The following is a 15,665-nucleotide window of genomic DNA, read 5'->3' as shown; positions in this document are numbered from 1 at the left end:
CACTAGAGACAGGAGGCCCTATGACCCTGTCTTTTACCACCCGCTGGCGTGATGAATTACCAGCAACCTATACAGCACTTTCACCCACTCCCCTGAAAAACGCGCGCCTGATCTGGCATAACGATGCGCTGGCGGAGCAATTAGCTATTCCAGAGACACTATTTGATATTCCGACCGGAGCCGGTGTTTGGGGCGGTGAATCGTTTCTTCCCGGGATGTCGCCTTTAGCGCAAGTTTATAGCGGACATCAGTTTGGCGTCTGGGCGGGCCAGCTTGGCGATGGACGCGGGATCCTGTTGGGAGAACAACAGCTCGCTGACGGCTCAACGTGTGACTGGCACCTGAAAGGCGCCGGACTTACGCCTTATTCCCGTATGGGGGATGGTCGCGCCGTACTGCGCTCGACAATTCGCGAAAGCCTGGCCAGCGAAGCGATGCATTACCTGGGAATACCGACCACGCGGGCATTGTCGATTGTTACCAGCGACACGCCGGTGTATCGCGAAACGGTAGAATCAGGGGCGATGCTCATTCGCGTGGCGCAAAGCCATATGCGCTTTGGCCATTTTGAGCATTTTTACTATCGCCGCGAGCCGGAAAAAGTGCGCCAGTTGGCTAACTTTGCGATTCGCTATTATTGGCCGCAATGGCAGGAAGAAGCCGATAAGTATCAGCTGTGGTTTAACGATGTTGTCACGCGTACTGCGACGTTAATCGCGGACTGGCAGGCGGTGGGATTTGCGCATGGTGTCATGAACACGGACAACATGTCGATTCTGGGACTGACGATGGATTACGGCCCATTCGGTTTCCTTGATGACTACGTGCCCGATTTTATCTGCAACCACTCAGACAACCAGGGGCGATACAGTTTCGATAATCAACCGGCCGCGGCGCTTTGGAACCTGCAACGTCTGGCGCAAACTCTGTCGCCATTTATCCCGGTCGAGGCGCTTAATGATGCGCTGGACAGTTATCAACTGGCGCTGTTAACACGCTACGGTCAGCGGATGCGACAAAAGCTTGGCTTCTTTAGCGAGCAAAAAAACGATAACGAACTGCTTAGTGAACTGTTTAACCTGATGGCGCGGGAAAGAAGCGACTATACCCGAACGTTTCGCATGCTCAGTCAGACGGAACAACACAGCGCGCAATCCCCGCTGCGCGATGAGTTTATCGACCGCGCAGCGTTTGACGACTGGTTCACGCGGTATCGCTCACGCCTGCAGCAAGACAACATTGCCGACGCAGACAGACAAACGCAGATGAAGGCGGCTAATCCGGCGATGGTATTGCGTAACTGGTTGGCGCAACGGGCGATTAATCAGGCAGAGCAGGGGGATTACGCCGAGCTGCATCGGTTACACGAGGCGTTGCGTACCCCATTTGTCGATCGTGATGATGACTATGTCAGCCGTCCACCTGACTGGGGCAAACGGCTGGAAGTGAGCTGTTCAAGCTAAGGGGCCAGAAACACCTGTGGGGATCCGTTGGCCGGATGCTGGCCAACGTGTACCTGCGCGCCATACCAGCGTTTCAGGTCATCGGCCTGTAACACGGCCTCAGGCGTTCCCTGCGACACCAGCCTGCCGTTGTGCAGCAACACTATTCTGTCTGCCCACAGTGCGGCGAGATTCAGATCGTGAAGCACAATGCACACATGCAGCTCTTGTGAAGCGGTAAGCGTCTTCAGCAAGCGCAACAGATGCTGCTGGTGGTAAAGATCCAGCGCAGAGGTCGGTTCATCAAGGAATAACCAGCCGCGAGGCGCGCCGTCGCACCAAAGTTGCGCCAGTGCACGGGCTAACTGTACTCGCTGTTGTTCGCCGCCGGAAAGCGCGGCGTATTGCCGGCCCGCCAGCGGTGTACATCCGGTCATTTCCATCACCTGAGCGATAAGTCGAGGTTCCGACCGCTGGGTCCAGGGCGCACGCCCCATCGCGATGACGGCCTCTACCGGCCAGTCAAATCCCAGTTGCGTTTGCTGGCGCATCACCGCCCGATGCCGCGACAGTGTTTGGCTATGCCATTCATCCAGCGGTTTACCCGCCAGCACGCAGCGCCCTGTAGCCGGTTTCAGAAAACCGGTCAGCAGGCGCAGCAGGGTGGATTTCCCCGCACCATTTGGGCCGATGAGCGCCACCAGTTCACCTTTTTCGAGAGCAAGAGAGACGTCGTCAATCACCGCTCTGCCCGCGACGCGATAGTGAAGCCCTTCAGCGATGAAATGTTCAGCCATGCGGTCCTCGCTGACGAAAAATAAGCCATAAAAACCACGGTGCGCCCAGAAGACTGGTTAGCAAACCGACCGGCATTTCCGCAGGCGCAACCACCGTACGGGCCAGCGTGTCGGCTATCAGCAATAAAAATGCGCCCGCCAGCACGGAACCTGGGATAACGGCCCGATGGTCTGAGCCGAGCCACATGCGCATCAGATGCGGGATAACCAGCCCGATAAAGCCAATTACGCCGCTTACCGCCACGGCTGCGGCAACCAGCAATGCGCTACAAAGTAGCAAAACACGCTGAACGGTACGTACATCTACACCGAGGTAATGCGCCTCTTCCTCACCTAACTGCAGCAGGTTCAGCGCCGGCGCCAGACGCCAGATGATCAGCACCGTCGGGACAGTCAATGAAGTGACAGCCAGCAGCGTGGACCATTGCGCGGCCCCCAGACTGCCCATCCCCCATAGCGACAGCTGGCGCAGTTGCGCGTCATTACTGACCCACGACAGAACGCCAACCGCCGCCCCGCACAGCGCGTTGATGGCAATACCGACCAACAGCAGACGTGAGAGTGAAGCGTCGCGCTGTTGGCTAAGGATAAAAATAACCACCGTTGCCGCCAGCGCACCGAGAAAAGCGGCCAGCATGGGGGCGTACAGCATCAACAGCGCGGGCAAAGAGACCGGCAGCACTACCCACAGGGCGACGGCGCAGGCGGCACCGCTGCTTATCCCCAGTAATCCCGGATCGGCAAGCGGGTTGCGAAACAGACCCTGCATCACGCAGCCCGCGAGCGCCAGAGAACCGCCAATCACCAGCGCCAGCAGGACGCGGGGCAGGCGAATGGTGAGCCAGATTTGACGCAGTGCCTCATCGCCATCACGCCACAGCAGACTTACCGGCAGGCGCAACGCGCCAAAACCGGTAGCCATAATTGTCATCACGACCAACATGAGTGCGAGTGTCCATAAAGAACAACGGATACGTCGCGACATCAGGGCAATTGCTCAGCTTTAGCGCGAAGCTGCAAAATGGCCTGCGGGGTGCGTACGCTAAAGCCGAGCAGCGCCATATCGTCAACCTGCAATACCTGTTTATTTCGTCCGGCAGGCGTCTGCGCCAGGCCCGGCAGCGCCCACAGGTTATCTTCGCCACCCATCGCCTTAACGCCGTCCTGTGAAATCACCACCAGATCGGGCTGGCTGGCAATGACGCCTTCCTGCGACAGCGGCTGATAGCGGTTAACACCCTGCATTGCGTTGCGCAAACCGGCGGCACGAATAGCCGCATCGGCTGCAGTTTGCTGGCCTGCTGCCATCGCGGTCATCCCGCCATGATTGAGAATAAACAGCACGCGTTTGTTGAGTTCAGATGACGGCAGCGCCGCCAGTTCCTGACGGAAGCGGGTGCGCAGCGTTTCGCCATCGGCCTCCCTATGGGTGGCTTCGGCGATGACGCGAATTTTTTCATCAATCACATTAAGCGCGTTGCTTGCCGGGATCGTCACAACCCTGACGTTGCTCTGTTCGAGCTGTTTTAGCGCCAGAGAGGGCTGCGCCTGCGCGCTGGCAAGGACCAGCGTAGGGCGGGTGGCAAGGATCCCTTCGGCGTTGAGCTGGCGCAAATAACCGACATCAGGTAGGGCGTTTGCTGCTTCAGGCCACTGGCTGGTGCTGTCTCGCGCCACAAGGGAAGACTGTGCTCCCAGTGCGTATACAATCTCGGTGACATCGCCACCGAGAGCAACAACCCGTTCCCTGGACGCAGCCATCGCGACGATGGGCAGTAGCGCAATCAGGACCAGCAGTTTTTTCATGCGGCCAGCCCCTTCGGCGTCAGTGCGTCAATTTGCGCGCGCCATTGCGTCTGCTCCGGTTCGCCTTCCGTTCGTTGACCATACAGCTGGGCGATTTGCGTGCCGTCGGCAGCAAACAGTTCCAGGCTGGTGACGTGGCCATCGGCGGTCGGTTTGCGCGTTACCCATGTTTCTGCCACGCTCTCTTCCAGCAGGTGTAAGGTAAATGTCGGGTTGAATATATTCAGCCAGCCTTTCATCGGCACCAGTTTTTCTATCACACCGGTAAAAATCTGTACGCAGCCACGATTACCCACAAAGACCATAATTTCATTGCCATCCTGGCGCGCGGTGTCGAGTAACTGCGCCAGAGCGCTATTTGCGACTTTACAGGCCAGATCGTCGCCCACCAGGTTAAACGCCTGTTGGCGGGTGAGATCGTAGCGTTTCAGCAGACCGAAGAACTGGTGTACATCGGTCATGGCTCGCCACTCTTGATCAACGGTCTGCGCATCGACCGTGACGGTGGCTGGAGCAGAAGGGGTGGCGGGTTGCAGCGCCAGAGGCGGGTTTTCAGCGAAGATGAAACGGGTCAGCAACGCAGCCCATTCCTCAATGAGGGTATTCTGTGTGGCATAGACCTTCAGCAGCGCATCCCCCTGATGGTCAAAGAACTGAATGCTCTGACGCTCGCCGTGGGCGGTTGTTTCGCTGATATGGAACACGCTTGCCCACTGATTGAGGAACAGGCGCAGGTCGAGGGCGCGCGGATTGAGTACCAGTCCGGCATGACCGTTCAGGTGCTGATTGGTAAACGCACCAACCTGCTCATGCACCGCATATTCGTTGCGGCATATACATTTGGTTTCGCCGACGGCTTCCAGTGCGCCGAGGATTTCACGCACTTCGCCACGTAAGCGCCAGGCGTCATGACCGACGCGCGCGAAGGTCAGTTCGGCTTCGCTAATATTCATCAATCCCGCAATATCACGTGCGTATTTGCCAGGATTTTCTTTCTTCAGTTCCAGCCAGCGCGTGTAATGATTCATTGTCTCTTCCTTCCAGATTGCTGCCCCGGCGAACCGGGGAAAAGTGATTACCACTGATAACTCACGAAAATTTTGCCATTACGACCATCCTGCGGAATGCCCTGCGGCGACCAGTACTCTTTGTCGAAGGCGTTGCCCAGTACCAGCGTGGTGGTCATGCCTTTCAGCGCTTGTTGGCCCTGATAGCTCACGTAGAAATCGTTTACCGCATAACCGGGCTGTTTCGTGTAGCTGCTGCTGATATGCGTTGAACGGTCAGCAAATGTACCTATCCAGCCAACGGAAAAACCGCTGTGCGCAACCGGTACGTTCAGTTTGCTGGTGACGGTATCCGGGTTAATGCTGGAAATGTATTCGCCGGTGTCTGTATCTTTGCCGCGCGTACGGTTATAGGCCATGTCGAGGCTGAACAGATCGGCGGAATATTTCGCCATCACGTCCCAGCCCCAGATTTTGGCGTTGGGTACGTTATAGGACATGGTTGTCGCGGCGGCGAAGTCGACGCTGGTGGAGATGTAATCTTTCGCTTTGGTGTCGAAATAGCTGGCTTTAAATTCGAGCGCATCGCTCGCCATCAACAGATCGTCAAAGCGCAGGCCAAATCCGTATTCCTGGGTTTCGTTGGTTTCCGGGCGTAGGTTAGGGTTCGGCACCCAGTAGTTGGTGTAAAAACGGCCAATCGAGAAGTGTTTCGCATCGTTATACATCTCGCCCATGGTCGGCGCACGGAAGGCCTGAGCGTATGAACCGAACAGCATCAGCCAGTCGGTTGGCGCAACGGTGAGCCCGGCGCGGGACGACCATTTATCGGCATCGACATCTTCATAGCCGTCGCTGCTGCCGCGATAAGAGTCATAACGGGTACCGCCCAGCAGCGTAACCGGCAGGTCGCGCAGGGTGATTTCATCTTGTAGCCAACCGGAGCTGAAATCGATTTTTGCCTCCGGGAAACCGGTGGTTGCGCCGCCTGGCTGTTGTTCCTGACGATAGTATTCCCCGCCATAGGTCAGCAGGTGAGATGCAAAAGAGTCGGTAAACAGGCGGCTGCGGTTGTCGATTTTGCCGCCTTTGATGGTTTGTTTGCGAAACTCGCCGGTGTTATCCGTGTTTTGCGCATTAATGCGTGCTTCGGACCAGTAGACGCGGGCATCCGCGTTCAACCAGTCATTGTCTGCTGGAGCAATCGAGTAGGTCAGTTGCGCGTCGCGCTGGATGGTTGAGCGATCGGTCATCGGGTTGCTGGTGGCATCCGCCGCGCTGGTTTGCGGGTTTTTAGGTTCACGGGCGTCATTGTTGTAGTAACGCAGCGAGCCGGCCAGCGTCTGGGCGCTGTCAATTTTCCAGCTGCCTTTCGCCAGCATATTGTTAATCGCTTCGTCGTTTGGTGCCGTAGTGCCGTCGCTCTGGCGCAAATCACCGCGATCGCGACTGGACCAGGCAAGCAGTCCGTCCAGCGTATCGGTGCGACCAAACGCGCTGGCGCCCATACCGAGGCTGTGATCGCCGGTTGCCGCGGTACCGAACACGCGATAACCGCTGTTTTGTCCGGCTTCCAGCAGATCTTTGGCATCCGCAGTGTCATAGGCGATCACCCCACCTAACGCGCCGCTACCGTACAGCAGTGCAGAAGGGCCACGGACGACCTCGATGCGTTTGATCAGTGCCGGATCGAGGAAGGTACTGTTCAGGTGTCCGGTGTCGGTTCCCTGACGAACGCCATCAACCAGCACCAGAACGCCACGTCGATCGTAGCCGCGCAGATTCACGTCCTGGCCGTTAGTGCGACCGGTGCCGTCAAGGGTCAGGCCCGGAACCGTACGCAACAGGTCGGCTGCCGAGCTGGCGGTCTGGTTTTCCGGCGCGGTGGCATCAATCACGCTGACCATCATCGGTGCTTCAAAAGCACTACGGGCATTGCCGGTAGCGGTGACGGTCATATCTTCTACCGCCGCATACGCGACGGCGGGCAGGTTACTGATAATCGCCAGCGCCAAGAGCGAAGGGCGCAGGGATGCAGTGTGCAGGTGTGGCATAGCAACTCTCCATTAGGAAATCGAAAAGCGCTGGCTGCCTGGGTACTACCTGGGTGGCTGGCGAAAAGTGGTGTTTATTTGGTCAGAATGAGTTTTCCGGCTTGTGTCTGGCGCAGCAGATAGAGCTGACCATCGTGTTCTATGATCACGCGCCCCTCTTTGCCCAGCAGACTTTTACTGTCAATTCGGCGCTCGTTTGGCGCGACGGCAGGCGTTGTTTTTTCTTTTGCGGGCGTTGTTGTGTTATCCATACGTGAATAGTGTTTAAAAATAACAATCAATTTAACAATGATAATCATTATCATCAAACTGCAAAATTGCGGCAAGCCTTTTTGTGAAATAATTGTGACGAGAATAGATTTTGTACAATAAGGAGGGGGGAAACAAAGGATTAGCACCGGGCAACGTGATGTTACCCGGCGAACAGCATTAAAAACGGCTATCAACCGCAGAGGCGAGTTTTTCAACCAGCAGTTCAGTATCCTCCCAGTTCAGGCACGGGTCGGTAATGGACTGGCCGTAAACCAGCGGCTGGCCGCTAACGATTTTTTGCGTACCTTCACGCAGGAAACTCTCCGCCATAATCCCGGCAATCGCCGTCGAACCATTGCGAATTTGCTGGCACACATCATCACAAACGTCCAACTGACGACGATGCTGCTTCTGGCAATTGCCATGGCTAAAATCGACCACCAGATGTTCAGGCAGGGAAAATTCGTGCAGGGTATCGCAGGCGGCGGCAATATCTTCAGCATAATAATTCGGCTTTTTACCGCCGCGCATGATGATATGCCCGTAAGGATTACCGCTGGTCTGATAAATGGTCATCTGGCCGGTTTTATCCGGAGAGAGGAACATATGGCTGGCACGGGAGGCGCGAATCGCATCGACGGCAATACGCGTATTGCCATCCGTACCGTTTTTAAAGCCGACCGGGCAGGAAAGCGCAGAGGCCATTTCACGGTGGATCTGGCTTTCGGTGGTGCGTGCGCCAATGGCTCCCCAACTGATTAAATCGGCAATAAACTGACCGGTCACCATGTCGAGGAATTCTGTTGCCGTGGGTACGCCCAGTTCATTGACCTGCAACAGCAGTTTGCGTGCCAGTTCAATGCCGTGGTTCACGCGGTAGCTGCCGTTTAAATCTGGGTCGGAAATTAAGCCTTTCCAGCCCACTACGGTGCGCGGTTTTTCAAAATAAGTGCGCATCACGATTTCCAGACGCGCCTGATGTTTTTCGCGCAGCGCCTGTAAACGCGTCGCGTATTCCATGGCGGCATCAAGATCGTGAATCGAGCAGGGACCTACGATCACCAGTAAACGAGCGTCTTCACCATTTAATATTTTTTCTATCCGGCGTCGGGAGTCCGTAACATGACGGGCGACGGAGGACGAAACAGGATGCCGTTGCGCAAGCTCTGCTGGAGTGACCAGGTTGTCAATACGCGCAGTACGGAGTTCATCGGTTCTGTTCATTACTTGTCTCAGAAATTTGTTGCTTCAACGGCAGGACTACCGGGAAGTGATGTATATCACAATATCATACTCATCCTGCCTGGTGGCGAGCATAATAACAAAAAATCGAACCAATGCACTAGCATTCTAGTACATGCGGCGATTCAGCCCCATGATGTCGAGGATCTTGGTAGCAATCTCTTCTACCGAATAATTGGTACTGTTCAGCCATGGGATCTGGTTTTTCCGGTACAGCGCTTCCACCTCAGCAACCTCCATCCGGCACTGGCGCATCGAGGCGTAACGGCTGTTTTCCCGGCGCTCTTCGCGGATGGCTGCCAGGCGCTCAGGGTCGATGGTCAGGCCGAACAATTTATGCTGTAACGGCTTCAGGGACGCTGGCAGCACCAGATTATCCATATCATCGGCAATAAAGGGGTAGTTGGCCGCGCGAATGCCAAACTGCATGGCCAGATACAAACTGGTCGGGGTTTTACCGCAACGGGAAACGCCAAGCAGGATCACCTGCGCCTGATCGAGGTTGCGCAACGAAATACCGTCGTCATGGGCGAGGGTGTAATCAATGGCGGCAATGCGCGCGTCGTACTTGTTAAGGTTGCCGGGGTTCAGGCCGTGGGTACGGTGGGCGATCGGCGTAGGGTCGAGCTTCATCTCTTGTTGCAGTGGGGCAACCAACGCCTGCACGATATCCTGACAAAATCCTTCGCTTTGCAAAATGATCGAGCGAATTTCCGGCAAAACGATAGAGTAAAACACCAGGGGGCGCACGCCAGTTTGTTGATAGATCGCGTCAATCTGGTCTTTAACCGCTCGCGCACGACTCTCATTTTCCACAAACGGCAGCGTAATGCTGCTGATCGTAACCGGAAATTGCGACATTACCGCGTGGCCCAATACCTCGGCGGTGATGGCCGTACCATCAGAAATATAAAATACGTGACGATCAACAGCATTATCCATTTTGCTCATCCTGGGGCAGACATAATTCTCTGAAAGCATAAATTAAAATTCGCCAGAAGCGAATATTGCTGCATCTATTTTGTAAAATGAAACGGTATTTTTATATTTACTGAAAAGTACATTTCATTTTTCGGAACAAATGTTTATACCGGTAGTTTTTGTGGTGATCCCCTGTGGCTCGCGGGTTTGCGCAAATGCGGAAACAATCTGAAAAAATAAAAAATAAAGTTGCTTGAACGATTCACCGTTTTTTTCGCTGAAGTAAATATGCAAAGATAATTACGCAAAATTGAGTTTCCTAACCTCGTTCATATATAAGGATTGTTCGATGTCCAACAATGGCTCGTCACCGCTGGTGCTTTGGTATAACCAACTCGGCATGAATGATGTAGACAGAGTTGGGGGCAAAAATGCCTCCCTGGGTGAAATGATTACTAACCTTTCCGGTATGGGTGTTTCCGTACCGAATGGTTTTGCAACGACCGCCGATGCGTTTAACCAGTTTCTGGACCAGAGCGGTGTAAACCAGCGCATTTATGAGCTGCTGGATAAAACGGATATTGACGATGTCACCGAGCTTGCGAAAGCCGGCGCACAGATCCGCCAGTGGATTATCGACACTCCTTTCCAGCCGGAGCTGGAAAATGCCGTCCGCGATGCCTACGCGCAGCTGTCAGCAGACGATGCCCATGCCTCTTTTGCCGTGCGCTCTTCCGCCACCGCAGAAGATATGCCAGATGCGTCATTTGCCGGTCAGCAGGAAACCTTCCTCAACGTCCAGGGATTTGATGCCGTACTGGTTGCTATCAAACACGTCTTTGCCTCGCTGTTTAACGACCGTGCAATCTCTTATCGTGTTCACCAGGGTTATGACCATCGTGGCGTGGCGCTCTCTGCTGGCGTTCAGCGGATGGTGCGCTCAGACCTCGCGTCTTCCGGCGTAATGTTCTCCATTGATACCGAATCCGGTTTCGATCAGGTGGTGTTCATCACTTCCGCATGGGGCCTGGGCGAGATGGTCGTGCAGGGTGCCGTTAACCCGGATGAATTCTACGTGCACAAACCGACTCTGGCGGCAAACCGTCCGGCGATCGTCCGTCGCACAATGGGTTCGAAAAAAATCCGCATGGTCTACGCGCCAACCCAGGAACATGGCAAGCAGGTGACGATTGAAGATGTACCGCAGGAGCAGCGCGACATTTTCTCCCTGACCAACGCTGAAGTGCAGGAGCTGGCGAAGCAGGCGGTACAGATCGAGAAGCACTACGGTCGTCCGATGGACATCGAATGGGCGAAAGACGGTCATACCGGCAAGCTGTTCATTGTGCAGGCGCGTCCGGAAACCGTGCGCTCGCGCGGCCAGGTGATGGAGCGTTATACGCTGCATGCTCAGGGTAAAATTATTGCTGAAGGTCGTGCTATCGGTCACCGCATTGGCGCGGGTCCGGTCAAAGTCATTCAGGACATCAGCGAAATGAACCGTATCGAACCTGGCGACGTCCTGGTTACCGACATGACCGACCCGGACTGGGAACCGATCATGAAGAAAGCGGCGGCGATTGTCACCAACCGTGGCGGTCGTACCTGTCACGCGGCGATCATTGCCCGTGAACTGGGGATCCCGGCCGTGGTTGGCTGTGGTGATGCCACCGAGCGTATGAAGGACGGTGAGAAAGTCACTGTCTCCTGTGCCGAGGGTGATACCGGTTATGTTTACGCTGAGATGCTCGACTTCAGCGTGAAGAGTTCCAGCGTGGAGACCATGCCGGATCTGCCGTTGAAGGTGATGATGAACGTGGGTAACCCGGACCGGGCTTTCGACTTCGCCTGTCTGCCAAACGAAGGTGTCGGCCTGGCGCGTCTGGAATTTATCATCAACCGCATGATTGGCGTACACCCGCGTGCGTTGCTGGAGTTCGATGACCAGACGCCTGAGCTGCAAAACGAAATCCGCGGCATGATGAAAGGTTTTGATTCCCCGCGTGAATTCTACGTTGGTCGTCTGACGGAAGGGATCGCCACGCTGGGTGCGGCGTTCTATCCAAAACGCGTTATCGTGCGTATGTCAGACTTTAAGTCCAACGAATATGCCAACCTCGTCGGCGGTGAGCGTTATGAGCCGCATGAAGAGAACCCGATGCTGGGCTTCCGCGGGGCGGGCCGTTACATTGCTGATAGCTTCCGCGACTGTTTCGCGCTGGAATGTGACGCAGTGAAACGTGTCCGTAACGATATGGGCCTGACTAACGTAGAAGTGATGGTACCGTTTGTACGTACCGTTGCCCAGGCGAAAGCGGTAGTGGAAGAGCTGGCGCGTCAGGGGCTGAAACGCGGTGAGAACGGACTGAAGATCATCATGATGTGCGAGATCCCGTCCAACGCCTTGCTGGCCGAGCAGTTCCTTGAGTACTTTGACGGCTTCTCCATCGGTTCAAACGACATGACGCAGCTGGCGTTGGGACTGGACCGAGACTCTGGTGTGGTTTCTGAACTGTTTGATGAGCGTAACGACGCGGTGAAAGCGCTGCTGTCGATGGCGATTCGTGCAGCCAAGAAACAGGGCAAATACGTGGGTATTTGCGGTCAGGGTCCATCCGATCACGAAGACTTCGCCGCCTGGCTGATGGAAGAGGGGATCGACAGTCTGTCGCTGAACCCGGACACCGTCGTGCAGACCTGGCTGAGCCTGGCTGAACTGAAGAAGTAACATCATGCCGGATGGTGGTGTAAATGCCTTATCCGGCCTACGGTTAGTATGCAACGTAGGCCGGATTAGAGGTGTCAGCATCGCCATCCGGTACTTTACCCTTCAACGCTTTCCACACTCTCCACGCTTAAACGCTGAATGATATCCTGACGCAGCTGGTATTTTTGTACCTTGCCTGACGCCGTGCGCGGTAACGTTTCGACAATGACGATGTGTTCCGGATATTTATACTTTGCCACCCGTTTGCGGCTAAAAAAGGCCACCACTGATTCCAGCGACAGCGAATGATGCGGCGGTTTCAGTACCACATAAGCGCACGACCTTTCACCTAGCCGATCGTCTGGCATCGCGACAACGCAGGCATCATGAATGCGCGGATGCTGCAATAAAATATCCTCCACTTCGCGGCTGCTGATGTTTTCGCCACCGCGCACAATAATATCTTTTTTACGCCCGGTAATTTTGATGTATCCCGCTTCGTCCATGCGGCATAAGTCGCCACTGTAATACCAGCCATCTTTGTCCAGCGCGCGGGCGGTCAGTTCAGGCTCATCGAGGTAGCCCATAAAAACATTGGGGCCACGCGAGGCCTCTTCACCTTCGACCCCTGCAGGCAACGTATTGCGCGCTTCATCGACGACTTTAATTTCCACGCCTGCGGCGGCATATCCATCGGTGTTCATCATGCGTGAAAGTGAATCGTCGAGATTGACCAGCGCATGCGGCGAGCTCTCCGTCGAACCATAGATGCTTAACAATTTAATGCCGCGCTGTTGGCAGTCACGGGCAATCTTTTGCGGAATAGTGGTGCCACCGCATAAGAAAAAACGTAGTGATGTGAGATCACAGGGCCGTTTTTCCAGGCTACACAACATGTCGTAGACGAAGGGGGTTGCACCGAGCACGCAGGTACAGCGTTGTTGCTCGAGCAGTTCAAGACAGGCGGTTGGGGTGAATATATCCAACAATACGCTGCGTGCGCCGATTAAAAACGGCGCGGTAACGCCATGCAAAAAACCGGTAGCGTGTCCCAGTGGGGCGGGCATCAAAAACACATCCTGCCAGGTGAGATTGAGTCGGGCACAGTAGGCGCGTTCGCTGGCAAGGATATTGTTGTGGGTTAACATTACGCCTTTCGGCATTCCCTCAGTCCCGGAGGTAAACAGCACGGCAGCCAGTTCATCTGCGTGAACGTTAATAACCTGGGTTAATGGCGGAGCCTGAAGCAGTTGGCTGAACGCCAGCGAGGCGGTGGCCGGTGCCAGTTTATCTACGGCGACAATCTGTTGCAGATGCGGCAACTGGTTTTGCAAGGGGAGGATCAGATCAACCGGTCGGGTCTGTTTAAACAACGTCGGTGCGAAAAAAATCTTCGCTTTGCATTTGTTCAGTACCCACACCAGTTCCGCTTCGCGCCAGGCAGGCAGCAGTGGTACGGAAACGGCCCCGGTTTTCAGGCAGGCCAGGTAGATAATGGTGAACTCGCACCAGCCAGGCAACTGATAGGCAATGCGATCGCCGGGTTGGATCCCGCAGGCTACAAACCAGGTTGCCAGACTGCTGGCAGCATCGTCGAGTGCAGCGTAGGTATATGAAGCGCCATGATTATCAACAACGGCGATTTTATCCGGCATGGCTCTGGCGGTTTGGTGCCAGTAATCGCCAAGCGAAGCATCTCCCCATAAACCCAGTTGTCGCCAGGCCTGGCGACGTTCGGCGTTAAACGTAAGTGTGATACTCATGAAGTTATTCCCAGGATTATTTCGGCATACATCTGACCGGATGGCCAGGCAGGGCCAATCCGGCGTACAACATGCAAAATCCGTTAGCCGTAGCGGAAATCAACGCCAAATGTTCCGAGCGGGTATTCCCATTGTGTGAGGATCGTGTCACCGCACAGCACCCGGCAGGTGCCGCACTCCAGGCAGCCTGCGGAATCAAAATGAATATTTCCACTCTCATCCTGTTTATACAGTCCGGCGGGGCAGGCTTTCAGCAACTTGCGAAATTCATTAAGGTCGGGATGTTCAGCCAGAATGATGTGCGGGTGGCCTTCATCAACATTAAATTTATTGACGCCCAGTTTGACGTCGACGTTAACGTTAGTGTCCTGATTCATAGTGCGGTGGCCCCCTTGATGCCGTCTTTCAGTAAGTTCATCAGCCCAATTTGCCTGGCATGGGACATGATCATCTTGCGAACGGGCTGATTTGGGCTTCCGTCAACGGTAAACATATCGTTCATGATATCGGCCACCATGCGGGGATACTGGGTGAACAGGCGCGGGTTTTCCATCAGCGCCGGGATCTTGCGAAAATGCTGCAAATCACGCATCACACAGCCCTGTTCGAGGGCGCGTTTGTAATCCATCAGGCTACTGGCCGAGTAATCCTGGCGCTCTTTTGCTGCAATGGCTGTTTGGGCGGCGGCTTCTGCGGAAGCTATCGCCAAATCCATGCCGCGCACGGTATAACCCAGATTCAGACAGAAACCAGCGGCATCGCCGACGATCATTACCCCGTCATCAACCAGTTTCGGAACCATTGCCAGACCGCCTTCCGGTACCATATGTGCGGAATACTCCAGCAGTTCACCCCCGGCAATGAGCGGACGAATAGTCGGGTGTCGCTTAAAGTCTTCCAGCATTTGCGGAATGCTTTTCGTGGCATGGGCAATATCCCCCAGACCACACACTAGGCCCAGAGAGATGGAATCCTGGTTGGTATACAGAAATCCGCCTCCCATCAGTCCATCAGACGGTGAACCTGCGAACAGCCAGGCTGCACCTTCGTTGCCTGACAGATTGAACCGATCCGCAATCACCGCCGACGGTAAGCCGATCAGCTCTTTTACGCCAACGGCATAGTGCTGCGCAGAAGAGGGGGGAACCATTCCCAGCGACCGTCCCAGCATAGAATTAACGCCATCGGCTAGGATGACAATATTGGCTTCGAGGATATCGTCCCCGGCTTGCACTCCGGTGACCTTATTGCCTTCGCGAATTAGCGCGTCGACGCGCACGCCGGGGATGAACTGCACGCCAGCCTGTTCCGCTTTTTCCATTAGCCATGGGTCAAGCCGGTTGCGCAAAACGGTATAAGAGTCCTGCGCTGGCGCGTTGTCTTTTTCACGATGGAAGTCGAGGGTAACGGCGCTCTCTTCGGTCAGGAAGGAGATTTTTTCGCGGGTGACTTTACGTTCGAGAGGCGCTTCCTGCGCGAATCCGGGCATGATGCGCTCAAGGCTATGCGCGTAGAGTCTCCCGCCGGTCATATTTTTACTGCCCGCACTGTTGCCGCGCTCGATGACCAGTACGTCCAGTCCGGCCCGGGCCATAACGTAGCCTGCCATTGTACCCGCTACACCAGCACCGACCACAATGGCATCAAATTTTTCATCTGACATGCTTTATGCTC

General features: G+C 55.2%; 13 protein-coding genes. 2 read left to right on the top strand and 11 right to left on the bottom strand.

Translation table 11 applies throughout. From position 1 onward, the window contains the following. Positions 1 to 20: 20 nt before the first annotated feature. Positions 21 to 1,463 (top strand): protein adenylyltransferase SelO, encoded by a 1,443-nt coding sequence (selO, locus tag HV037_RS13675; RefSeq protein ID WP_103283876.1) that lies wholly within the window; start codon positions 21 to 23, stop codon positions 1,461 to 1,463. Here selO and HV037_RS13670 read toward each other — a convergent pair. From HV037_RS13670 to ppsR, 8 genes are all read right to left on the bottom strand, one after another. Beyond that, positions 1,460 to 2,239, bottom strand: a complete 780-nt coding sequence (locus HV037_RS13670) for a heme ABC transporter ATP-binding protein (protein ID WP_103283875.1) — start codon at positions 2,237 to 2,239, stop codon at positions 1,460 to 1,462. The genes selO and HV037_RS13670 overlap by 4 nt on opposite strands. Next, positions 2,232 to 3,224, bottom strand: coding sequence for an iron ABC transporter permease (locus HV037_RS13665; protein ID WP_103283874.1), 993 nt, complete (start codon positions 3,222 to 3,224; stop codon positions 2,232 to 2,234). The genes HV037_RS13670 and HV037_RS13665 overlap by 8 nt, the downstream gene beginning before the upstream one ends. After that, entirely contained in the window at positions 3,224 to 4,045 is an 822-nt protein-coding gene (locus tag HV037_RS13660; protein WP_049268798.1) for a hemin ABC transporter substrate-binding protein, read from the bottom strand. Before HV037_RS13660 ends, HV037_RS13665 begins: the two co-directional genes overlap by 1 nt. Continuing rightward, positions 4,042 to 5,073 carry a hematinate-forming heme oxygenase ChuS gene (chuS, locus tag HV037_RS13655; RefSeq protein ID WP_103283873.1) on the bottom strand — a complete coding sequence of 344 codons (1,032 nt, stop codon included), beginning with the start codon at positions 5,071 to 5,073 and terminating at the stop codon, positions 4,042 to 4,044. The genes HV037_RS13660 and chuS overlap by 4 nt, the downstream gene beginning before the upstream one ends. 47 nt (positions 5,074 to 5,120) lie before the next feature. Then, complete coding sequence (locus HV037_RS13650) at positions 5,121 to 7,106, bottom strand: TonB-dependent hemoglobin/transferrin/lactoferrin family receptor (protein ID WP_103283872.1); 1,986 nt, start codon at positions 7,104 to 7,106, stop codon at positions 5,121 to 5,123. Positions 7,107 to 7,180: 74 nt separating this feature from the next. Continuing rightward, positions 7,181 to 7,357, bottom strand: coding sequence for a hemin uptake protein HemP (gene hemP / locus HV037_RS13645; protein WP_181022905.1), 177 nt, complete (start codon positions 7,355 to 7,357; stop codon positions 7,181 to 7,183). 178 nt (positions 7,358 to 7,535) lie between these two features. Further along, entirely contained in the window at positions 7,536 to 8,582 is a 1,047-nt protein-coding gene (aroH, locus tag HV037_RS13640) for a 3-deoxy-7-phosphoheptulonate synthase AroH (RefSeq protein ID WP_016152883.1), read from the bottom strand. Positions 8,583 to 8,708: 126 nt separating this feature from the next. After that, positions 8,709 to 9,542 (bottom strand): posphoenolpyruvate synthetase regulatory kinase/phosphorylase PpsR, encoded by an 834-nt coding sequence (gene ppsR, locus HV037_RS13635; protein ID WP_016152884.1) that lies wholly within the window; start codon positions 9,540 to 9,542, stop codon positions 8,709 to 8,711. A 328-nt stretch (positions 9,543 to 9,870) separates the two neighbouring features. On the opposite strand from ppsR, the gene ppsA reads away from it, so the two are divergent. Beyond that, on the top strand, positions 9,871 to 12,249 hold the full coding sequence (ppsA, locus tag HV037_RS13630; protein ID WP_016152885.1) for a phosphoenolpyruvate synthase: 2,379 nt from the start codon (positions 9,871 to 9,873) through the stop codon (positions 12,247 to 12,249). 95 nt (positions 12,250 to 12,344) lie between these two features. Here the strand turns inward: ppsA and fadK are convergent, their stop codons facing one another. From fadK to HV037_RS13615, 3 genes are all read right to left on the bottom strand, one after another. Next, the gene (fadK, locus tag HV037_RS13625) at positions 12,345 to 13,991 is read right to left on the bottom strand and encodes a medium-chain fatty-acid--CoA ligase (RefSeq protein ID WP_103283871.1); all 1,647 of its coding nucleotides are present in this window, start codon (positions 13,989 to 13,991) and stop codon (positions 12,345 to 12,347) included. A gap of 83 nt (positions 13,992 to 14,074) precedes the next feature. Further along, positions 14,075 to 14,368, bottom strand: a complete 294-nt coding sequence (locus HV037_RS13620) for a ferredoxin (protein WP_016152887.1) — start codon at positions 14,366 to 14,368, stop codon at positions 14,075 to 14,077. Further along, positions 14,365 to 15,654, bottom strand: a complete 1,290-nt coding sequence (locus HV037_RS13615; protein WP_049040471.1) for an FAD-dependent oxidoreductase — start codon at positions 15,652 to 15,654, stop codon at positions 14,365 to 14,367. The genes HV037_RS13620 and HV037_RS13615 overlap by 4 nt, the downstream gene beginning before the upstream one ends. Between the last annotated feature and the right edge of the window lie 11 nt (positions 15,655 to 15,665).

This window comes from Citrobacter sp. RHBSTW-00017 (genome assembly GCF_013797615.1).
GTDB classification, from domain to species: Bacteria; Pseudomonadota; Gammaproteobacteria; order Enterobacterales; family Enterobacteriaceae; genus Citrobacter; species Citrobacter braakii.
This window is presented reverse-complemented; position numbering and strand designations above follow the sequence as displayed.